The organism is Streptomyces sp. SM18 (assembly GCF_002910775.2).
GTDB lineage: Bacteria > Actinomycetota > Actinomycetes > Streptomycetales > Streptomycetaceae > Streptomyces > Streptomyces halstedii.
Genome location: NZ_CP029342.1, coordinates 2,745,445 through 2,766,894 on the forward strand (window position 1 = coordinate 2,745,445; position 21,450 = coordinate 2,766,894).

Here is a 21,450-nt window from a genome sequence, read left to right on the forward strand (position 1 = left end):
GTCCCATCCTCGGCCGCGCGCCGTGTTCCCCCCGCCCCCCGTCTGAAAGCGAACGTGGTGAGCCAGACAGCAGCCCCGCCGGCCCCGGTGGACCCCGCACCCTCCCCCCAGCCGCCCGTGTACGAGCCCGGCGAGCTGGCCGCGCTCGCCGCCCGCCACGGCCTGACCGTGAGCGGCGCGCGGCCGTCCCTCGGGGAGTACGTCCGGCAGTTGTGGGGGCGCAGGCACTTCATCACCGCGTTCGCGACCGCCAAGCTGACCGCGCAGTACAGCCAGGCGAAGCTGGGCCAGATCTGGCAGATCATGACGCCCCTGCTCAACGCGACGGTGTACTACTTCATCTTCGGCGTCCTGATGAACACCAAGCGCGGGATCCCGGACTTCGTGCCGTTCCTCGTCACCGGTGTCTTCATCTGGACGTTCACCGCCAGCTCGATCACGGCCGGCACCCGGGCCATCAGCGGCAACACCGGACTCGTGCGGGCCCTGCACTTCCCGCGCGCCTCGCTGCCCATCGCCCTGGCCCTCCAGCAGCTTCAGCAGCTCCTGTTCTCGCTGGGCGCGCTCTTCCTCATCCTCCTGGCGTTCGGCCAGTACCCGAGGCCGTCCTGGCTGCTGGCGATCCCCGCGCTCGCCCTCCAGGCCCTGTTCAACACCGGCGTCTCCATGGTCATGGCCCGCCTCGCCGCGAAGACCCCCGACATCGCCCAGCTGATGCCGTTCGTCCTGCGGACGTGGATGTACTCGTCAGGCGTGATGTGGAGCCTGGACAAACTCCTCACCGAGGACCGCGTCCCGTCGTACGTCCTGCTGGCGCTGGAGTGCAACCCGGCCGCCGTCTACATCGACCTGATGCGCTACGCCCTGATCGACAGCTTCACCGGGGCCCAGCTGCCCCCGCACGTATGGGCGGTCGCGACGGGCTGGGCGCTCCTCTGCGGGATCGGCGGTTTCGTGTACTTCTGGAAGGCCGAGGAGCGGTACGGACGTGGCTGACATCACCGGCACCACCCCGGACACCCGGGTCCCCACCGTCGTCGTCGACGACGTCCACATCACCTACACCGTCAACGGCGCCCGCACCGGACGGGGCAGCGCCACCTCCGCCCTCAACCGGATCGTCTCGCGCGGCCAGCCGCGCGGCGCCCGCAAGGTGCACGCCGTCAAGGGCGTCAGCTTCGCCGCGTACAAGGGCGAGGCCATCGGCCTGATCGGCTCCAACGGATCCGGCAAGTCGACGCTCCTCAAGGCGGTCGCGGGACTCCTGCCGCCGTCCCGGGGCCAGGTGCACACCCAGGGCCAGCCCTCGCTGCTCGGCGTCAACGCGGCCCTGATGAGCGATCTGACCGGCGAGCGCAACGTCGTCCTGGGCGGGCTGGCCATGGGGATGACCCGCGCGCAGATCCGGGAGCGCTACCAGGACATCGTGGACTTCTCCGGGATCAACGAGAAGGGCGACTTCATCACGCTGCCCATGCGCACCTACTCCTCCGGCATGGGGGCCCGGCTGCGGTTCTCCATCGCCGCCGCCAAGAGCCACGACGTCCTGCTGATCGACGAGGCGCTCTCCACGGGCGACGCGAGGTTCCAGCGGCGCAGCAAGGACCGGATCATGGAGCTGCGCGAGCAGGCCGGCACGGTCTTCCTGGTCAGCCACAGCAACAGGTCGATCACCGACACCTGCGACCGGGCGCTGTGGCTGGAGGCGGGGACACTGCGGATGGACGGCCCGGCCAAGGAGGTCGTCGCGGCGTACGAGGAGTTCACCGGACCGGTGAAGAAGCCCAAGAAGAAGTGACCGCGAGGAAGTGACCCCGCCGCGGGCCGGTCCGGCTCCGTCCCCGCAGCGGACACGACGAAGCCGCCGGACCGATGGGGGCACCATCGGTCTGGCGGCCGGGAGCGGCGGTGGCCCGCCGCTCCCCGATCACGCGGGCAGGGGCCGCGCGATCCGACCCGCCGTCACGCGTGCGTACGCAGCAGGGTCCGCATCGTCCGCATCGCCACCGACAGGTTCGCCAGGTCGAAGGACTCCGAACTCTGGATCTCCTCCAGGGTGGAGCGCGACCGCGTCAGGATGGCCGCGTTCTTCTCCTCCCAGGCGGCGAACCGGTCCTGCGGCGTCGAGGTGCCGTTGCCGACGGACAGCACGTCCGACGTCAGGGCCGCGTGCGCCGCGTACAGGTCCTCGCGGATGGAGGCGCGGGCCATGGACTGCCAGCGGTCCGCCCTCGGCAGGTCGATGACCCGGTCCATCAGCTGCGCGATGCCCAGTCGGTCACCCAGGTCGTAGTAGACCTCGGCGACCGCCAGCGGCTCCTTGCCCGTACGGTCGGCGATGGCGACGATGTCCAGCGCCGGGAAGGCCGAGGAGAACCCGGCCACCCGCGACGCGAGCTCCTCCGGGACACCCGCCGTGGTCAGCTCGTCGAGGATCGAGCCGTACCACTCCAGGTCGGCACCCTTGAGCAGCTTGGGCAGTTCGCCCCAGACCCGCTCCACACCGGACCGGAAGAAGTCCACGGTCTCCCCGATCGCGACCGGCTGCGGGCGGTTGCCGAGCAGCCAGCGCGAACCGCGCTCCACCAGCCGGCGCGAGTGCAGCCTGATGCGGGTCTGCACATCGGCGGCCACCTGGTTGTCGAGCGCCTCGACGGCGTCCCACACCGCGGACAGGCCGAAGATCTCGCGGGCCGCGTACTGCGCCCGCACGATCTCGTCCAGCGACGCCCCGGTCTCCTCCCGCAGCCGGTGCAGGAAGGTCGAACCACCGCTGTTCACGGTGTCGTTGACCAGCACCGTCGTGATGATCTCGCGGCGCAGGGCGTGCCCGGCGACCGCCTCGGGGAAGCGCTCGGTGAGCAGCGCGGGGAAGTAGGAGTGCACCAGCTTCTGCAGGTACGGGTCGTCCGGCAGGCTGGTGGTGATCAGCTCCTCGGCCGCGGTGATCTTGGTGTAGGCGAGCAGCACGGCCAGCTCCGGCTGGCTGAGCCCCTTGCCGTGGTTGAGGAGCTCGCGGATCTGCCGGTCGTTGGGCAGGAACTCCAGCGCCCGGTTCAGCTGTCCGTCACGGCCCAGCCGGCGCATGAAGCGCTGGTGGGCGTGGAGGAGGGACGGCGCCTGCGCGCAGGCGTTGGCCAGGGCGACGTTCTGCGCGTAGTTGGTGCGCAGCACGAGGCGTCCAACCTCGTCCGTCATCTCGGCGAGCACCTTGTTGCGCTGCTTGACGGTCATGTCGCTGTCCCGGACCAGCCCGTTGAGCAGGATCTTGATGTTCACCTCGTGGTCGGAGGTGTCCACACCGGCGCTGTTGTCGATCGCGTCGGTGTTGATCCGGCCGCCGGTACGCGCGAACTCGATCCGCCCCAGCTGGGTGGCGCCGAGGTTGCCGCCCTCGCCGACCACCCGGGCCCGCAGGTCCTCGCCGTTGACCCGGATCGCGTCGTTGCCCTTGTCGCCGACGTCGGCGTTCGACTCGGCCGACGACTTGATGTAGGTGCCGATGCCGCCGTTCCACACGAGGTCGACCCGTGCCTTGAGGATGTTCTGCATCAGCTCGGCGGGCGTCATCTTGGTGACGTCGGCGTCGAGGCCGAGCGCCTCTCGGACGTGGGCGTTGACCGGGATCGACTTGGCGTTGCGCGGGTGGACCCCGCCGCCCGGCGAGAGCAGGTCCTTGTCGTAGTCGGCCCAGGAGCTGCGGGGCAGGTCGAACAGCCGGCGCCGCTCCGCGTACGAGGCGGCGGCGTCCGGGGTCGGGTCGAGGAAGATGTGCCGGTGGTCGAAGGCCGCGACCAGCCGGATGTGCTCGGACAGCAGCATGCCGTTGCCGAAGACGTCACCGGACATGTCCCCGACGCCGACGACCGTGAAGTCCTCGGTCTGCGTGTCGTGTCCCAGCTCGCGGAAGTGCCGCTTCACGGACTCCCAGGCACCCCGCGCGGTGATGCCCATGCCCTTGTGGTCGTAGCCCGCGGAACCGCCGGACGCGAAGGCGTCCCCGAGCCAGAAGCCGTACGACACGGCGACGTCGTTGGCGATGTCGGAGAACTTCGCGGTGCCCTTGTCGGCGGCGACGACGAGATAGGTGTCGTCCTCGTCGTGCCGGACCACGTCGGCGGGCGGCACGACCTCGCCCATCACCAGGTTGTCGGTGATGTCCAGGAGCGCCGAGATGAACGTCTTGTAGCAGGCGACCCCCTCGGCGAGCCAGGCGTCACGGTCCACGGCCGGATCCGGGAGCTGCTTGGCGACGAACCCGCCCTTGGCCCCGACCGGCACGATCACGGTGTTCTTGACCATCTGCGCCTTGACCAGGCCGAGGATCTCCGTACGGAAGTCCTCCCGCCGGTCCGACCAGCGCAGCCCGCCGCGGGCGACCTTGCCGAAGCGCAGGTGGACGCCCTCGACGCGCGGCGAGTACACCCAGATCTCGAACGCCGGGCGGGGCGCCGGGAGATCGGGGATGGCCTGCGGGTCGAACTTCATGGAGACGTAGTTGTGCGGCTCCTGGTCGTCGCCCGGCTGGAAGAAGTTGGTCCGCAGGGTGGCCTTGATGACGGTGAGGAAGGACCGCAGGATCCGGTCCTCGTCCAGCGAGGCGACCTGGTCCAGGGCCCCGTCCAGCTCCTCCAGGATCCCGTCGGTCAGCTCCGTGCCCGCCTTCTGCCGGTTCGGCGCCATCCGGGCCTCGAAGAGGGAGACGAGCAGCCGGGTGGTGTGGACGTTGTTACGGAGGGTGTCCTCCATGTAGTCCTGGCTGAACGTGGCCCCGGCCTGGCGCAGGTACTTCGCGTAGGCGCGCAGCACCATGGCCTGACGCCAGTCGAGCCCGGCGCCCAGCACCAGCGAGTTGAAGCCGTCGTTCTCCGCCTCACCGGTCCAGACGGCCGCGAACGCCTCCTGGAAGCGGTCCCGGGTGTCGTCGCCCAGGTGGTCCACGCCGCCGCTCGCCTTCGGCATGCGCAGCCCGAAGTCGTAGATCCAGGCGTGCGCCCGGTCGGCGCAGCGCAGCTCGTAGGGCCGTTCGTCGACGACCTCGACGCCGAGGCGCTGGAGCGCGGGCAGGACGGCGGAGAGGGAGACCTGCTCGCCCGTCCGGTAGATCTTGAAGCGGCGCTCGCCGGGACCGACGCCCACCGGTTCGTACAGGCTGAGGGCGAAGTCCTTGTCGTCCTGCTCAAGCGCCTCCAGGTGCACCAGGTCGGCCACGGCCGCGCGGGGCGAGTGGTCGGCCTTGTAGCCCTCGGGGAACGACTGGCCGTACCGGCGCAGCAGTTCGGCGGCGCGCTCCTCGCCGCACTCGGCGTTCAGCGCCTCGTGGAAACCGTCGGCCCAGGAGCGGGCGGCCTCGACGAGACGGGCCTCGATGCGGTCCGCCTCCCCGTCGGTCAGGTGCGGCAGCTCGGTGCCCTGCGGGACGCGGACGACGAAGTGCAGCCGGGAGAGGATCGACTCGGTGTTCCACGCCGTGAAGTCGACGCTGGTGCCGCCCAGCTCCTCCTTGAGGATGTCGATCAGGCGGAGCCGGACCCCGGTGGTGTAGCGGTCGCGCGGCAGGTAGACGAGGGCGGAGTAGTAGCGCCCGTACTCGTCCTGGCGCAGGTACAGCCGCAGCCGGCGGCGCTCCTGGAGGTACAGCACGGACGTGGCGATGGACCGCAGTTGGTCGACGGGCGTCTGGAACAGCTCGTCGCGCGGGTACGTCTCCAGGATCTGGAGCAGGTCGCGGCCGTCGTGGCTGTTGGGCGTGAAGCCTGCGCCCTCCAGCACCTCGGCGACCTTCTGCCGGACGACGGGCACCCGGCGCACCGACTCGGTGTACGCCGCGGACGAGAACAGGCCGAGGAAGCGCCGCTCACCGACGACGTTGCCGTCGGCGTCGAACTTCTTCACCCCGACGTAGTCGAGGTAGCCGGGCCGGTGGACGGTCGCCCTGCTGTTCGCCTTCGTCAGGACGAGCAGCCGGTGCTCGCGTGCCTTGGCGCGGGCGTCGGCGGGCAGCCGGTCGAAGGACGGGCTGACGGGGTGGGCCTCGTCGGCGGCGTGCTTGGGGTCGGAGCGCAGGATGCCCAGGCCGGTGCCGGGGACGGCCGTCAGCGCGTCGCTGTCGCGCAGCTCGTACTCGCGGTAGCCGAGGAAGGTGAAGTGGTCGGCGGCCAGCCAGCGCAGCAGCTCGCGGGCCTCCTCCACCTCGACGTCACCGAGGTCGTCCAGGGGCTCGGAGGGGAGGTCGTCGGCGATCCGCAGGGCGGAGTCGCGCATCTTCCCCCAGTCCTCGACGGCCTCGCGCACATCGGACAGCACACGGAGCAGATCGGTGTTGATCTGCTTCAGGTCGGCGCGGTCCGACTCCCGGTCGATCTCGACGTGGATCCACGACTCGACGACCGCGTCGTGCGGCAGTTCGGCGCGGACCTCCTTGCGGCCCTTGGAGCGGCGCGGCACGTCGCCGTGCGGCCGGTCGTCGGCGAGCACCTCGATCAGCCGGCCGGCGACGTCACGGCGGACGACGACCTGCGGGTGGATGACGAGGTGGATGCCGCGGCCCTGCCGGGACAGCTCGTTGGTCACCGAGTCGACCAGGAACGGCATGTCGTCGGTGACGACCTCGACCACGGAGTGGCTGCACGTCCAGCCGTTCTCCTCGACGGTCGGGGTGTGCACCCGGACGTTGGCCGTGCCCTGGGGGCGCTCCTCGGCGAGGCGGTAGTGGGAAGCCGCCGCACCGAAGACGTCGACCGGATCCCGGCCCGCGACGTCCTCCGGAGCGGTGTGCAGGTAGTAACGCTGGAGGTAGGCGAGCATCTGGTCCTCGACCGGCCGCTCTTCCCCGTCGCTCCCGGCCCCGGTGTCCTCCGCGAGGCGGACCCGTGGGGCCCCGCCCGGGCCATCGACACCACCGCCCGGACTGTTGTCAGCTACCCGTGCCGCCCGTGCGAGCAGCTCGGCCTTGGCTTCGTCCAGCTTGGTCTGCATGTCCTCTGGCTCCTGTCGCGCGCCGTTGCGTGACGTAGGTGTAAAAGGCGACGTACCGCCACGGCACGGAGTATCCGGTCCGGTCCGACGCTGTGCCGCCTCGGAAGACCCCCGGGACCGTACGGGCCGTTTCCGGCGGACGGTCCGGGAGGTGGACAGCGCTGATCGCCCGGGTGCGGTGGCACTCCGGGCCGGTGCCGGGGGCTTCGCTGCCCCCGAGGCGTATCGCGCTGATCACAGCACCAGGCTATCTCTCCCGCACCCACAACCGTCATGAGCCGCATATGTACAAAAGAACGGCCCGAACTTTGACACTCTGGACATCGCCACGGGTCGCTCCCGGCACGTAACGGGACAGGGCCGGTCACTCCCCGCCGACCCGTCGCGCCGCGGGCGGGCCGTCCATCGACTCGGCCAGCGCGACCGCCTCCGCCAGGGTGTCCACCACGGGCACCCCCACGGCCTCCAGGCTGTCCCGGCTGTGCGAACCACCGGTGTAGAGCACGGCGCGCGCCCCGACGTGGGCGGCGGCCACCGCGTCGTCCACCGCGTCCCCGATGACCACCGAGCGTTCGGGGTCCACCCCCTCCCCCTCCAGCTCCGCGAAGTGCCGCTCCATGTGCAGGGCCTTGCTGCCCCCGGAGGGACCGGTGCGGCCGTCCACCCGCACGAAGTGCGGCTCGATGCCGTAGCCCCGCACGGTGGGAACCAGCTGTTCGTGCCCGTACATGCTGAGCAGGGACTGGCTGCGGCCCGCCCCCGTCCACCGGGCCAGCAGCTCCTCGACGCCCTCGGTCAGCCCGCAGGCCGCCCGCCGCTCGGTGTAGTGGCGGTGGAAGAGGCCGTCCATCCGCTCCCACTCGGCGTCCGTGGGCAGCCGGCCGAGCAGCCGCTCGTAGAACCGGGGTATCGGCACGCAGTACGTCTCCCGGTACCGCTCCAGCGTGAGCGGTGGCAGGTCCACCTCCGCGAACGCCGCGTTCGTCGCGCCGACGACCGCGCCGATGTCGTCGAGCAGTGTGCCGTTCCAGTCCCAGACCAGATGCGTGGTGCCGTGCTTCCCCCGATTCGCCATACCGGAAACGGTACGCGCCGGGTACGACAACGGCACCGGCCCGGCCGCCGGGGCCCGTGGAGCTGGCCGGGATGGTGAGGTGCTCGGAGGCGCCCGTGGGGCTCTGGGGGCCTTGTGGGGCCTTGTGGGGCCTTGTGGGGCCTTGTGGGGCCTCAGCCGATGAGGCCGGGGATCTCCTGGACCCCGAACCACAGCAGCTCGTGGTCCTCCGCGCCGTCCACGGTGAACCGCGCGTCGTCGTCGCCGAGATCCGCCGCGCCCAGTGCCGCCGCTGCCGCCGTGACGTCCTTCTCCGCGTCGTCGGCGTCCACGTGCACCGCGGCGGCCTTCGCCAGGGCCACGGCCCGCGCGATCCGCACCTCTCCGAGCGACGAGGCGTCCAGGATCTGGTCCGGGTCGGCCACCGCCTCCCCGTCCGGCACGTCCACGGCGACGACGACGCGCCGCCGGGCCTCGTCCGGCCTGCCGGCGATCAGCCGCAGCGAGGCGGAGGCGGCCCGGTTGAGCGCCGCGTACTCCAGCTCCTCGATGTCGTCGGACACGTACCACTCACGCAGTGAGGGGGTCACCGCGTAGGCCGTGAGCGGGCCCGGCCCGATCTCGCCCGCGCCATGAGCCGTGGCGAGGCCGGAGAGGGTCAGAGGGACGTACACACGCATGGCTGACCGCTTTCGTCGTCGACAACGCCCCTCAGGATACGTGGGGCGTCCCCGATCGGGGCCCGTGAGCCACCCCCGGCCGTCCACCCCGCACCGCCCGTCACCCCCGTCGGAGCCCTTGCGGGGTGGGGCCCGCCACCCGGATAGGTGATCCTTCCCGGCCGCCCCTACCGGCCCCGTACCGGCTTGCGGCGCCCTCGGCCGCCCCCGTAGAAGATCACCGACGCGCGGATACCGCCCGGCACGCGCACGGGCAGACGACATCAGCCACGGGGGCCAGCACATGAACACGGACAGGACGAGGCCGGCCGGACGACGCGACCGTACGCGGCCCGGCACCGTGCCGACGCGGCGGACACCGCACCGGCCCCGGCCGCCGCTGCGGCCGCACCAGTGGTTCGCCGAGCGCCTGCTCGCGGTGCTCAGCGGCCAGCGCCCGGTGCACTGGATGCTGGGGCACACGATCGGCGAGGCCTACGACCAGCTGGCGGAGCTCGCCCCGGCCTCCCCGCTCGGCGCGGGATGCCGCCGCCCCGTCGTCCGCGCCTGCCACGGCACCCAGCCCGCCACCGGGGTGGTCGAGGCCTTCGCCAGCATCGCCACGGGCGAACGGGTACGCGCGATGGCCTTCCGCCTGGAACAGGGCCCGGACCTGCGCTGGCGCTGCGCCGCCGTGGACCTCGGCGGCGAACGCCTCCCGGCCGTCCGCTGACCACGCGGCGGTCGGGGCCGGGGGCGACGCGCCCACGGGACCGTGAACAGGAGGGCCGGTCCCGGACGAGGGCCCGCCATCAGGCGCCCCAGAACCTCCGCCGGGCCACCTGCCGGGTCCCTTCACGGAACCGTCCGCACCGGGCCGCCCACCGCACCGCACGCGGCCGCGCGGCCCCGGACCCCACGGACACGCCTGGGCCGGACACCCCACGGTGTCCGGCCCAGGCACGACGCGTCGGCGCCGACTCCTTCTCGCCGCGGCTACTTCCCGCCGCGGCTACTTCTTACGGCGGTCACTTCTTGCGGCGGCGGCCGCCGCCCTTCTGCGCCTTGCGCCGCTCGGCCCGGGTCATCCCGTCACCCGAGGAACGCCCGCCGTCACCGTCCTCGTTGGAGAAGTCGCCCTCGACGACCCCGCCCTCACCGTCCACCGTGGGCGCGGAGAAGTGCAGCCGGTCGGGCCGCTGCGGCGCGTCCAGGCCCTTGGCCCGGATCTCCGGACGCCCGGACCCCGCGGCCACGGGGGCGTCCTCCTTGGCCGGCGACGGCCGCTCCGCCTCCTCCGGGAGCGGCACCTCCTCGACCTGCTGCTCGACCTGGACCTCCAGGTTGAACAGGTAGCCGACGGACTCCTCCTTGATGCCCTCCATCATGGCGTTGAACATGTCGAAGCCCTCACGCTGGTACTCGACCAGCGGGTCCTTCTGCGCCATGGCACGGAGGCCGATGCCCTCCTGGAGGTAGTCCATCTCGTAGAGGTGCTCACGCCACTTGCGGTCCAGGACCGACAGCACCACACGCCGCTCCAGCTCGCGCATGATGTCCGAGCCGAGCGTCTTCTCGCGCTCCTCGTACTGCTCGTGGATGTCGTCCTTGACCGACTCCGCGATGAAGTCGGCGGTGACCCCGGCGAGATCGCCCGCGGCCTCCTCCAGCTCGGCGACCGTGACCTTCACCGGGTAGAGCTGCTTGAACGCGCCCCACAGCCGGTCGAGGTCCCACTCCTCGGAGAAGCCCTCGGCCGTCTCCTGGCGGATGTAGTCGTCGATCGTGTCGTCCATGAAGTGCCGGATCTGGTCCTGGAGGTCCTCGCCCTCCAGGACGCGGCGGCGCTCGCCGTAGATGACCTCGCGCTGCCGGTTGAGCACCTCGTCGTACTTCAGGACGTTCTTACGCGTCTCGAAGTTCTGCTGCTCCACCTGCGACTGCGCGGACGCGATCGCCCGGGTCACCATCTTGTTCTCGATCGGCACGTCGTCGGGGACGTTCGCCATGGACATCACACGCTCGACCATCTGCGCCTTGAACAGCCGCATCAGGTCGTCGCCCAGCGACAGGTAGAACCGGGACTCGCCCGGGTCGCCCTGACGGCCGGAACGACCACGCAGCTGGTTGTCGATGCGCCGCGACTCGTGCCGCTCGGTGCCCAGCACGTACAGCCCGCCGAGGTCCTTGACCTCCTCGAACTCCGCGCGTACGGCCTCCTCGGCCTTCTCCAGCGCGGCGGGCAGGGCGGCGGCCCACTCCTCGACGTGCTCGACGGGGTCCAGACCCCGCTGGCGCAGCTCCGCCTCGGCGAGATCGTCCGGGTTGCCGCCGAGCTTGATGTCGGTGCCTCGGCCGGCCATGTTCGTGGCGACCGTGACGGCGCCCTTGCGGCCGGCCTGGGCGACGATCGTCGCCTCACGGTCGTGCTGCTTGGCGTTGAGCACCTCGTGCTGGACACCGCGCTTGGAGAGCTGCTGCGAGAGGTACTCGGACTTCTCGACCGAGGTCGTACCGACGAGGATCGGCTGACCCTTCTCGTGCTTCTCCGCGATGTCGTCGACGACGGCGGCGAACTTGGCGACCTCGGTGCGGTAGATCAGGTCCGACTGGTCGGCGCGCTGCATCGGCCGGTTCGTCGGGATCGGCACGACGCCCAGCTTGTAGATCTGGTGGAACTCGGCGGCCTCGGTCATCGCCGTACCGGTCATGCCGGAGAGCTTGCTGTACAGGCGGAAGAAGTTCTGGAGGGTGATCGTGGCGAGGGTCTGGTTCTCGTCCTTGATGTCCACCCCTTCCTTCGCCTCGATGGCCTGGTGCATGCCCTCGTTGTAACGGCGGCCGGCGAGGATACGGCCGGTGTGCTCGTCGACGATCATGACTTCGCCGTCGATGACGACGTAGTCCTTGTCCTTCTTGAAGAGTTCCTTGGCCTTGATCGCGTTGTTGAGGTACCCGACGAGCGGTGTGTTGACCGACTCGTAGAGGTTGTCGATCCCGAGCCAGTCCTCGACCTTGGAGACACCGGGCTCGTGGATGGCCACGGTCCGCTTCTTCTCGTCGACCTCGTAGTCGCCGGTCTCCTCGACGCCCTTCAGCGGGTTGCCCGCCTCGCCCCTGGTCAGGCGGGTGACCAGCTTGGCGAAGTCGCCGTACCACTTGGTGGCCTGGTCGGCCGGGCCGGAGATGATCAGCGGTGTACGGGCCTCGTCCACGAGGATCGAGTCGACCTCGTCCACGATGGCGAAGTTGTGTCCGCGCTGGACGAGCTCCTCCTGCGACCACGCCATGTTGTCGCGGAGGTAGTCGAAGCCGAACTCGTTGTTCGTGCCGTAGGTGATGTCGTGGGCGTACTGCTCGCGGCGCTGCGCCGGCGTCATGTTGGCGACGATGCAGCCGACCTCCAGCCCGAGGAACTTGTGTACGCGGCCCATCATCTCGGAGTCACGCGAGGCCAGGTAGTCGTTCACCGTGATCAGGTGGACGCCCTTGCCGGAGAGCGCGTTGAGGTAGGCGGGCAGCGTACCGACGAGGGTCTTGCCCTCACCGGTCTTCATCTCGGCCACATAACCGAGGTGAAGCGCGGCACCGCCCATGATCTGGACGTCGTAGTGGCGCTGTCCCAGGACGCGCTTGGCGGCCTCACGGACGGTCGCGAACGCTTCGGGAAGCAGGTCGTCCAGGCTCTCGCCGTCCGCGTACCGTTCCTTGTACTCGTCGGTGAGCGCCCGCAGCTCGGCGTCGGAGAGGTTGACGAAGTCCTCTTCGATGGAGCTGACCTGGTCCGCGATGCGGTGCAGTTTGCGCAGGATCTTGCCTTCGCCTGCACGCATGAGCTTGTTGAAGACGGACACTGAGGCTGGTCTCCTTGCCGGTCGGGCCTGGGCACTGGGTCGTGTGATGGACTCTGGCGCGGGCACGGCAGGTGGGCCCCACCGCATCGGCCATCGTAAGCGAGGACCACGCCGCGCCGGGAGGGCTGCTGCCGCGTTGAACCGCGGCACCCTCCTCGGAACAACGGCCGGAAGGTACGGAAGGTGCCGGGAAGCCGGAAAAAGTGCTCGCCCCGGGAGCCCTGGATCACCACAATCCCTTCATGGAGCCCCTCACACTGACCACCGAACGCCTGCTCCTGCGCCCGTTCGGGCCGCAGGACGCGGAGGACACCCACGCCGCCTGCCAGGACCCCGGGATACAGCGCTGGACGGTCGTTCCCTCGCCGTACACCCGCGCCGACGCGGAACTCTTCACCGGGACGCTGTCCCCGCGGGGATGGGCGGACGACAGCATGTACAACTTCGCGGTGGTGCTGCGGGAGGGCGGCGCGCTGGTCGGCGCGCTCGGCGTGAACAGCCGCCTCCTGACCGGCACCTACGAGGTCGGCTTCTGGACGGCCAGGGAGCACCGCGGCCGCGGCTACACCACCGAGGCCCTGCGCGAGGCGGCGCGCTGGTCGTTCACGGACCTCGCCGCGGACCGTCTGGAATGGCGGGCCGAGGTCGGCAACGTCCCGTCGCGGGCCGTGGCGCTGAAGGCGGGGTTCCGCATGGAGGGCGACCAGCGCTCGGCCCTGCTCAACAAGGGGACGCGGCGGGACACCTGGGTCGGCGCCCTGATCCCCGCCGACCTGGGGCTGGCGGGCACCCATCCCTATCTTCCCGCACCCGGTGTCAGTGCGACGCCCTAAGGTTCCACGCATGACGCCCGTGCCGCCGCCCGTTCTGGAAATCTCCGCCGACCAGGCCCGCCGGATCGCCCTGCGCGCCCAGGGACTCCTGGGCGCGCCGGACCGCCGCGGCGGAGTCGCGGGAGTGCTCCGCCACCTCGGGGCCGTCCAGCTCGACACGATCTCGGTCCTGGCCCGCTCGCACGAACTCGTCCCGTACGCACGGCTCGGCGCCGTCGGCCGCCGCACGGTCGAGGAGGCGTACTGGTCGGGCGGGCGCTCGTTCGAGTACTGGTCGCACGCCGCGTGCGTCCTGCCGGTCGAGGAGTGGCCGCACTTCGCCTTCCGCCGCCGGGCCTTCCGCACCCGCCCGCACTGGAACCACACGCTCCCCGACGGGGCGTACGACACGGTGATCAAGCAGTTGCGCGCGGAGGGGCCGCTGACGGCCACGGAGCTGGGCGGCGCGAAGAACGGCGGCGAGTGGTGGGACTGGTCGGCGTCCAAGGTCGCCGTCGAACGGGCCCTGATGTACGGCGAAGTGGTCTGCACCGAGCGGCGCGGCTGGAAGCGCGTCTACGACCTGGCCGAGCGCGCCATCCCCGACGCCCTGCTCCACGACGACCTGGACGACGCGGAGTGCCTGCGCCGGCTGGTCGCCCTCGCGGGCGGTTCGCTGGGGATCGGCACCCGGGCGGACATCGCCGACTACCACCGCCTCAAGGCGGAGGAGTTCGACGCCGTGGTGGCGGACTCCGGGCTCGTCCCGGTGGCCGTGCGCGGCTGGGCGAAGCCGGCCTGGGCCGACCCGCGGGCGTTGGCGTCGGAGCCGCGCGGACGCCACCGTACGACGCTGCTGTCCCCGTTCGACTCGCTGGTCTGGGAACGCGCCCGCACCGAGCGGATCTTCGGCTTCACCCACCGCCTGGAGGCGTATGTGCCCCGGCTCAAGCGGGTCCACGGCTACTTCGCGATGCCCCTGCTGGCGGGCGGGCGGCTCCAGGGCCGGGTGGACCCCGCCAGGGAAGGCACCACGCTGGTGGCCCGGCAGGTGTCGCTGGACGGCGGGAAGGCTGTGACGCCGATGGCCGAGGCGCTGGTGGAGGCGGCCTCCTGGGTCGGCTGCACGGCGGTACGGCTGGAGAAGGTGGACGCCCCGGAGCTGCGCGAGCCGCTCATGGCGGAGATCGCCCGCGCCCTCTCCTGAGCCCCGCTCACGGCCGCGAGGCGCCTGGCGCACTGCGGCGGGAGGCGCGGGGGCGTGGGGCGGGGTGCGTGGGGCGGGGTGCGTGCCGCCTCGCGGCGATGTGCGGGGCGCCGCGCCCGCCGCGATCCGCTCCGGCGGTTCGACCGGGCGCCCGGGGCCGTCACGCGGCGCCGGGGACCGCGGGCCTCATCTCACCGGATCTCCAGAATCTTTTCCCGCATGGCATAGACGACGGCTTCCATGCGGGAGTGCAGCTGGAGTTTCTCCAGAATATTGCGGACGTGGTTCTTCACCGTGTTCTCGGAGATGAACAATTCCTTGGCGATGTCCCGGTTGTTCATCCCGGTGGCGACGAGCTTGAGCACTTCCAGCTCCCGTTCCGTGAGACGCGGGGCGGGAACGAGCCGGCGTTCGTCGGTGCGCTGGATCATCGACTTGAACTCGGTGAGGAGTTTCGAGGCCATCGACGGACTGATCTGGGACTGGCCGTCCGCCACCGCGCGAATGGCCGTGGCCACCTCGTCGGTGGAGATCTCCTTCAGGAGATAGCCCGTCGCACCCGCCTTGATCGCCTCGTAGAGGTCCGCCTCCTCGTCGCTGATCGTCAGCATGATGATCTTCGCGCTGGGCGCCACTTCCTTGATCGAGGTGCATGCCTCGATGCCGCCCCTCCTGGGCATCCGGACATCCATCAGCACGATGTCGGGCAGCAGGTCCGCGGCCTTGTCCACCGCCTCCGCGCCGTCCCCCGCCTCGCCGATGACCTGGATGTCCTCCTCCTGGGCGAGGACGATCTCCAGGCCTCTGCGGAAGAGCGCGTGGTCGTCGACGACGAGGACCCTGATGGGCTCCTCGCGGGAACCGCCGTCGTCGGTCCCGCGCTCCGCCACCGCGGCGTCATGGGCACCGTTCGTCCTGCGCACCGGTCCGAAGGTGTCCGCCATCGTTCCTCCCCCTGAAGGCCACGGCCTGAGCTCACAGGCTGTCCGCCAACGGCAGTTCTCGGAACGCCGGTTGGCTTGGGACACCATGCTTTCATGCCTGGAGGCCGAAACGGTGTTCCCGCCGCGGCGCACGCGGTGCCCCCGGGGCGCACAGACGCTTCCGGGGGCACCGCGCGTACGGGCTAAGTGGACGGCGTCAGCCCCCGAGCGCACCGCCCGCACCGCCCGCCTCGTCGGCGGCCAGGGGGTCGGTCCTCAGGTGGATCACGCCGTAGTCGTACGCGTGCCGTCGGTAGACGACACTCGGTTCCTTGGTCTCGGAGTCGACGAACAGGTAGAAGTCGTGCCCGACCAGCTCCATCTCGTAGAGCGCCTGGTCGAGCGTCATCGGTGCTGCGACGTGCGTCTTCTCGCGCACCACGAGCGGCCCGTCGCCCTGTACGTCGAGCGAACCGGCCTTGGTGGCGGGTACCGGCGGCGGCGTCTGGGCGCCGACCAGCTCGCCGTCCCCGTTGAACGAAGCGGCGTCCGGCACGACTTCGCCCACCGCGGCGGCGGACAGCCTGCCGTTGCCCCGGCGGCTGTACCGCTTGTCGTGTTCCTTGCGCAGCCGTGCGTCCAGCTTGTCGGTGGCCAGGTCCAGCGCTGCGTACGGGTCGCCTGCTGCCGCCTCCGCCCTGATGACCGGTCCACGCGAGCGGAGCGTGATCTCCACCCGTGCCGCACGGTCGGCCTGACGGGGGTTCAGCTCCTTGGACACCTCGACGTCCAGGCTCATCACCTTGCCGTCGAACTTCTGGATCTTGTCCAGCTTCAACTTCTCGGCCACGTGCTTGCGGAACCGCTCGGGCACCTCGGTCTTGCGGCCCTTGACGACGATGTCCACGCAGAACTCCGTTCCCGGATCGCCCCGCTCAGAGACGGAGCATCTCCTTTTTCGCACCAGGCTCCGATGATCACCGGAGCCGCGGACTCGGTGACTTTCACCTCCTCCCCCTGCGGCGAGATCTGCGCCCCACCGCTTTCCGTGCTTCTGGCCTACTGGTGGGTTACCTGCCCGAAACCTGGTGGTGCATTCATCGAGGTCCGGCATTCACCGTGCCTCACAACCGAACATAGCCTGCTCGGCCCCCTGTCGGCACCCGCTACTCGTGCGTACCTCCGATCAGGGCCCTGTACCCCCTCCCCACCTGCAACAACGAAACATTTCTGTCAGTTCCGGTTTAATTCGAAAGCGGAGGGGGATGCCGAGACCACAGCGGCGCTCAGGGGCACCGCCCGGTCCCCGGCCGGCCGTGCCGTGCGCACGGCACGTGCCGCCTCGGCGAGGGTGGCTCCGGTCGTCAGGAGGTCGTCCACCAGCACCACCCGGCCGCCGCTCAGCAAGCGCCCGCCCCGGACGTCCACCTCCAGGGCCCCCGCCAGGTTCTCCTGCCGCTCCCTGGCGCCCAGCCCCGCCTGGTCCGCCACCGCGCGCCGCTGCCGCAGCACGGCGGTCACCCGGGCCGTCAGACCCCCGCGCCGTAACTCCGCCGCCGCGGCGAAGGCGATCCGGCGGGCCGGATCGTGCCCCCGCGCCGCCGTGGCCACCCGCGACGACGGCATCGGCACCAGCAACAGCGGCCCCTCACCCCCCATCCACCCCGTCCCGGCCCGTACGGCGCCCGCCAGCGCCCCGCCGAGGGCCCCCGCGAGGCCGAGTGCGCCTCGCTCCTTGTGGGCCAGCAGCACCGCGCGTACCGCGTTCTCGTACGGGGCGGCGGCGTGCACCACCGGGAGCCCGGCGGGCTCCGGCATCGGCCGCACCCGCTCCGGCGCCACCGCCAGCTCCGCCGCGCACCCGCCGCACAGCTCCGTCCGGGGCCTGCCGCAGCCGCCGCAGGCCGCCGGCAGCACCAGCCCGGTGATCTCCCGCCACCATCCGCGCACAGCCCCACTGTGCCCGTACGGCAGGAACCGGACCACCCCTGTGGACAACGCCCTGTGGACAACTCCGGCCGCGCCCACGCCCCCGTTCCGGCAGGCCAGGGCCGGCCGCCCGTACGGTCAGCCGGGATAGACCAGCGAGGAGCCCTCCTTGAGGACCGTCTGCCAGTTGTCCCCGGGCGACAGCTTCACTATCCCGTCGCTCTCGGTGTCCGCCATCAACGGCAACTGCTCGTCGTCCGCAGCCGCGACGGCCGTCACCTGGTTGACGCCGGGCAGCACACCGGAGGACGACGTGGACCCGTCGGCCTGCACGTACCGCACCTGCTGGACCCCGCCCTCCTCCTTGCCGACCACCACCAGGCGGCTGCGGCCCGACCAGGACACCGCGGTGACATCGGTCAGCTGCGGCGCGGCGGTACGCAGGTCCTCCACCGAGACCCGCTCCGCGTCACCCGAGCCGTGGCGCTCCACCCGCCCGATCCGCAACGTCGTGTGCTCGCCCTCGGCCACCCGCAGGGCGACCCGCACCCCGTCGGCCGACAGCCGCAGGGCCTCGATACGGCCCTTGCCCAGGTCGGGGACCGTGACCTCCTGCGGCTCGCCCTCGCCGCCGACCAGCCGCAGCAGCCGGGGCCCGGACGGATTCCGGTCGGCGACCCACAGATCGCCCCGGCCGTCCCAGCTCGGCGCCGAGAGCCCGTCCTCGGCCTTCTTGGCGTGGCTGGTCACCACGGGGGCGGCCGCCTCGTCCTCCGACACCACGGACGACACGTACAGATCGCGCTGGTCCGCCGAGACCGCGGCGCCCTGCTGCTCGTCCCGGGACACGCCGACCGCGCCCATGGCCACGTGTCCGGCGCCCAGCGGGCCCGCCACCGGCTGCGGATCGCCGAGGCCCTTGCTGCCCGAGGGAATCCGCTGTACCCGGCCCTTGTCGTCCACGAAGTACTGGCTGTCGGGGGTGGAGGAGCCCCGGTCCCCCTCGAACTCCTCCGACTCGTCGGCCGCCAGGGAGCACAGCGGACCGTGCTCGCCCTGGAGCTCCACCTGCCCCACCCGGGCGGACGTCAGGTCCCGCAGGGTGAAGAGCACCTGGGCCGCCATCATCCGGCACTCCGCCGGCCCCGCCTTGTCCGCCTGCTTGCTGAGCCGCACCTTCAGCACGTTCTGGTCGTCGGGTGCCAGGGTGACGTCTCCCTTCCTGAGCGTCGTCCCGGCGGGGAAGCTGGACTCGACCACCGGCCGCAGCCAGTTCGAGGGGCCCTCCAGGAGCGTCCGCACGGTCTGCGTGGCGGTGTCCATCCGGGTGACCGGGTCCGTCCGGTTGCGCACGTAGACGGGGTCGGCGACGAGCGAGGGCTCGCTCCCCGCCCGTGCCGCCGCGAAGTAGTACTTGTTCACGGGCCGGTACAGCCGCTTGAAGTCGGACTGCCCCAGCACCAGGCCGTCCGGCACGACGTCGATGCGCCACTCCTGCTTGCCGTCGGGGCCCTTCTCCAGGACCAGGTGCAGGGCCTGGGAGTAGTCCGTGGGCGCCAGCGGCCGGTAGGAGCTCTGCGCGTCGACCGCCGCCACCTGTTCACCGGTCAGCGTGTACGTGGTCTCGGTGGCCTTGCGCTCCTTGTCGTGGAACGAGGGCCCGTTGCGGTTGGGCGCCTTCGCGAGCACCGTGGTGCCCTCGCTCGGCTTCCAGGAACGCCCCGCCTGCTGGGTCAGATAGGTGCGGGTCGTCGCGAAGCCCGGGTCGTCACTCGTCATCGACTCCAGGAAACCGTCGACGATCTCCAGGGGGGCGGCGCCCTCCCTCGGCGGCACCGCGTACACCTGCACCTGGGCGTCACCGGCCCGCGAGGCCTCGACCGCCTTCACATCACCGGTCTCCGGCATCGCTCCGCAACCGGCCAGCACCAGGACGGCGCAGCCGAGCGGCACGGACACCCGCGCCGCCCGCCCGCGGCCGCCTCGCCGACGCTCAGTGTCCACGGGTCCTGTCCTCCTGCTCCGGATCCTGCGTCCTGGTGTCCGTGTGGCTCTCCGGCCGCTCCCCGGCCGGACGCGGCACCACACGCGCGCCGTTGCCCGGCAGGGCCGCCGGGTCGACCGAGGCCGGAGCCGAAGGCCGTGCCAGGGGCCCTTGGGACGGCACGGGCAGTTGCTTCCGTGTGGTGGCCCCGCTCTGGCTCGGCAGGGACACCAGCTGATGCTCGGCGGTCACCGAGGCAGCCTCGGAGCGCTCGCGGGCCTCCCGGTTGCGCCGCGAGTCCTCCGGCTCCAGCGGTATCGGAGACCCGCGCAGCGGCTCGTCCGCCGTACGCGGCAGAGTCAGCCGGAACTGCGAACCGCCACCGGGCTCGCCCCAGGCCTGCAACCAGCCCCCGTGCAGCCGGGCGTCCTCGACCGCGATCGACAGCCCGAGCCCGGTCCCACCGGTGGTACGGGCCCGCGCCGGATCGGCACGCCAGAAGCGGTTGAAGACCCGGGTCGCCTCGCCGGGCTTGAGGCCCACGCCGTAGTCCCGGACCGCCACCGCCACCGCGCCCTGGGCCACGCCCATCCGTACGACGACGTCCCGGCCCTCACCGTGCTCCACGGCGTTGACGACCAGGTTGCGCAGGACCCGCTCGACGCGGCGCGGGTCGGCCTCGGCGACCACGGGCTGTTCGTCGCCCACGACGAGGATCCGGCTCCCCTTGCGCTCCGCCAGCGGCTCGGCACCGCCGATCACCCGCCGGACGACCGTCCTCAGGTCGATCGGCTCGGCGTCCAGCGCCGCGGCCCCCGCGTCGAACCTGCTGATCTCCAGCAGGTCGGACAGGAGGGACTCGAAACGGTCGAGCTGGTCACCGAGCAGTTCGGCGGAACGCGCGGTCACCGGGTCGAAGTCGACGCGTGCCTCATGGATGACGTCGGCGGCCATCCGTACGGTCGTCAGCGGTGTCCGCAGCTCGTGGCTGACGTCCGAGACGAACCGCCGCTGCATCCGCGAGAGCTCTTCGAGCTGCTGGATCTTCAGCTGGAGGTTCTGCGCCATCTTGTTGAAGGCCTCACCGAGGCGGGCGATGTCGTCCTCGCCGGTGACCTTCATCCGCTCCTGGAGCTTCCCCGCCGACAGCCGTTCCGCGATCCCCGCGGCCATCCGCACGGGCGTGACGACCTGGCGTACGACGAACCAGGCGATGGCGCCCAGCAGGACGACCACGAAGAGGCCCGCCGTCGCCAGCGTCGTCGTGACCAGGGTCAGCGACTTCTCCTCCTGGGTGAGCGGGAAGAGGTAGTACAGCTCGTACGGGTTGTGGTCGATGTCGTAGAGCCGCTTGCCCACGACGAGCCCGGCCTGGGGCTCCTTCCCGTACGAGTACTTGATCAGGGAGTACGTCTGGAACGCCCCGGGACCCTTGTCCACGGCTTCCCGCAGCCTCTGCGGCACGCTGGACGCCTCGACGCTGCCCGACCCCCGGGGGGCGCGGCTGGTGGCGCCCTGCTCCACGGAGTCGGCGCTCAGGGCCACCACGTTGAACGCGCTCGTACCGCCGCTGGCGAGCTGGTCAACCAGCTCGGTACGCCAGGAGGTGTTCGCCGTCATACCATCGGCGCCCTCCTCCTCGCCCTGGTCGCCCGGGGCGGCCGGCGCGTTCGCGTTGGCCTGGGCCGCCGCGAAACCACCGGCCGCCTGCGTCTGCGCGGCCTTCGCCTTCGCGTCGAGCAGGCCGTTCTTGACCTGCCCGATCACGACGAAGCCCAACAGCAGGACCACGGCGATCGACATGAGCAGCGTGCCCGCGACGACGCGCAGCTGCAGATTGCGGCGCCACAGACGCACAGCGGGCAGCAACGGCCGCCGGACCCACCGCATCAGCAGCCGGAGCACGGGAACGCCCGGCGCCCGGTCGGTGAACACCCGGCCGTCCCGCAGGATCCGGCCGAACCGGGAAGACCTCCGTGCCGACCCGGCAGCCCCCTCCGCACGGACTCCCGGGCCCCCGGGTTTCGGAGCAGAGCTGCCCAGGGTCATG

Annotated in this window: 14 protein-coding genes; 5 read left to right on the plus strand and 9 right to left on the minus strand. The window is 71.2% G+C overall.

The annotated features are described in order from the left end of the window. Positions 1-54: 54 nt before the first annotated feature. Entirely contained in the window at positions 55-996 is a 942-nt protein-coding gene (locus tag B9S64_RS12085) for an ABC transporter permease (protein ID WP_103491367.1), read from the plus strand. Next, positions 989-1,798 (plus strand): ABC transporter ATP-binding protein, encoded by an 810-nt coding sequence (locus tag B9S64_RS12090; RefSeq protein ID WP_103491366.1) that lies wholly within the window; start codon positions 989-991, stop codon positions 1,796-1,798. Before B9S64_RS12085 ends, B9S64_RS12090 begins: the two co-directional genes overlap by 8 nt. A 164-nt stretch (positions 1,799-1,962) precedes the next feature. Here B9S64_RS12090 and B9S64_RS12095 read toward each other — a convergent pair whose 3' ends face one another. The 3 genes from B9S64_RS12095 to B9S64_RS12105 all read right to left on the minus strand — a co-directional run bounded on the left by B9S64_RS12095 (position 1,963) and on the right by B9S64_RS12105 (position 8,712). Beyond that, positions 1,963-6,978, minus strand: coding sequence for an NAD-glutamate dehydrogenase (locus B9S64_RS12095; RefSeq protein ID WP_103491365.1), 5,016 nt, complete (start codon positions 6,976-6,978; stop codon positions 1,963-1,965). Positions 6,979-7,342: 364 nt separating this feature from the next. Continuing rightward, a complete protein-coding gene (locus B9S64_RS12100; protein WP_103491364.1) occupies positions 7,343-8,053 on the minus strand; it encodes an HAD family hydrolase in 711 nt (236 codons plus the stop codon). 152 nt (positions 8,054-8,205) lie between these two features. Beyond that, positions 8,206-8,712 (minus strand): DUF6912 family protein, encoded by a 507-nt coding sequence (locus tag B9S64_RS12105; RefSeq protein ID WP_103491363.1) that lies wholly within the window; start codon positions 8,710-8,712, stop codon positions 8,206-8,208. A gap of 283 nt (positions 8,713-8,995) precedes the next feature. On the opposite strand from B9S64_RS12105, the gene B9S64_RS12110 reads away from it, so the two are divergent. Beyond that, positions 8,996-9,424 (plus strand): Rv3235 family protein, encoded by a 429-nt coding sequence (locus tag B9S64_RS12110; protein WP_030626631.1) that lies wholly within the window; start codon positions 8,996-8,998, stop codon positions 9,422-9,424. Between the two features lie 295 nt (positions 9,425-9,719). On the opposite strand, the gene secA is transcribed toward B9S64_RS12110, so the two are convergent. Then, positions 9,720-12,545: a preprotein translocase subunit SecA gene (secA, locus tag B9S64_RS12115; RefSeq protein WP_103491362.1), complete on the minus strand. Its 2,826-nt coding sequence runs from the start codon at positions 12,543-12,545 to the stop codon at positions 9,720-9,722. 242 nt (positions 12,546-12,787) lie between these two features. On the opposite strand from secA, the gene B9S64_RS12120 reads away from it, so the two are divergent. Together B9S64_RS12120 and B9S64_RS12125 are read left to right on the plus strand one after the other, a co-directional pair. Then, positions 12,788-13,378, plus strand: a complete 591-nt coding sequence (locus tag B9S64_RS12120; RefSeq protein ID WP_103491375.1) for a GNAT family N-acetyltransferase — start codon at positions 12,788-12,790, stop codon at positions 13,376-13,378. A 10-nt stretch (positions 13,379-13,388) separates the two neighbouring features. Continuing rightward, positions 13,389-14,564: a winged helix-turn-helix domain-containing protein gene (locus B9S64_RS12125; protein WP_103491361.1), complete on the plus strand. Its 1,176-nt coding sequence runs from the start codon at positions 13,389-13,391 to the stop codon at positions 14,562-14,564. Positions 14,565-14,755: 191 nt separating this feature from the next. On the opposite strand, the gene B9S64_RS12130 is transcribed toward B9S64_RS12125, so the two are convergent. The 5 genes from B9S64_RS12130 to mtrB form a co-directional block, all read right to left on the minus strand. Beyond that, entirely contained in the window at positions 14,756-15,508 is a 753-nt protein-coding gene (locus B9S64_RS12130) for a response regulator transcription factor (protein WP_028442856.1), read from the minus strand. A gap of 196 nt (positions 15,509-15,704) precedes the next feature. Then, positions 15,705-16,394 (minus strand): ribosome hibernation-promoting factor, HPF/YfiA family, encoded by a 690-nt coding sequence (hpf, locus tag B9S64_RS12135; RefSeq protein ID WP_028442857.1) that lies wholly within the window; start codon positions 16,392-16,394, stop codon positions 15,705-15,707. A gap of 326 nt (positions 16,395-16,720) precedes the next feature. Beyond that, positions 16,721-17,437: a ComF family protein gene (locus tag B9S64_RS12140; protein ID WP_103505101.1), complete on the minus strand. Its 717-nt coding sequence runs from the start codon at positions 17,435-17,437 to the stop codon at positions 16,721-16,723. Between the two features lie 117 nt (positions 17,438-17,554). Further along, the gene (locus tag B9S64_RS12145) at positions 17,555-19,420 is read right to left on the minus strand and encodes an LpqB family beta-propeller domain-containing protein (RefSeq protein WP_103491187.1); all 1,866 of its coding nucleotides are present in this window, start codon (positions 19,418-19,420) and stop codon (positions 17,555-17,557) included. Continuing rightward, positions 19,410-21,449: an MtrAB system histidine kinase MtrB gene (mtrB, locus tag B9S64_RS12150; protein ID WP_103491188.1), complete on the minus strand. Its 2,040-nt coding sequence runs from the start codon at positions 21,447-21,449 to the stop codon at positions 19,410-19,412. Before mtrB ends, B9S64_RS12145 begins: the two co-directional genes overlap by 11 nt. Between the last annotated feature and the right edge of the window lies 1 nt (position 21,450).

What these genes read in the sequence shown, in the direction of transcription:
- B9S64_RS12095 (WP_103491365.1), bottom strand. Translation starts at nt 6,978, where the DNA reads ATGCAGACCAAGCTGGACGAAGCCAAGGCCGAGCTGCTCGCACGGGCG.
- B9S64_RS12100 (WP_103491364.1), bottom strand. Translation starts at nt 8,053, where the DNA reads ATGGCGAATCGGGGGAAGCACGGCACCACGCATCTGGTCTGGGACTGG.
- B9S64_RS12105 (WP_103491363.1), bottom strand. Translation starts at nt 8,712, where the DNA reads ATGCGTGTGTACGTCCCTCTGACCCTCTCCGGCCTCGCCACGGCTCAT.
- B9S64_RS12110 (WP_030626631.1), top strand. Translation starts at nt 8,996, where the DNA reads ATGAACACGGACAGGACGAGGCCGGCCGGACGACGCGACCGTACGCGG.
- B9S64_RS12120 (WP_103491375.1), top strand. Translation starts at nt 12,788, where the DNA reads ATGGAGCCCCTCACACTGACCACCGAACGCCTGCTCCTGCGCCCGTTC.
- B9S64_RS12125 (WP_103491361.1), top strand. Translation starts at nt 13,389, where the DNA reads ATGACGCCCGTGCCGCCGCCCGTTCTGGAAATCTCCGCCGACCAGGCC.
- B9S64_RS12130 (WP_028442856.1), bottom strand. Translation starts at nt 15,508, where the DNA reads ATGGCGGACACCTTCGGACCGGTGCGCAGGACGAACGGTGCCCATGAC.
- mtrB (WP_103491188.1), bottom strand. Translation starts at nt 21,449, where the DNA reads ATGACCCTGGGCAGCTCTGCTCCGAAACCCGGGGGCCCGGGAGTCCGT.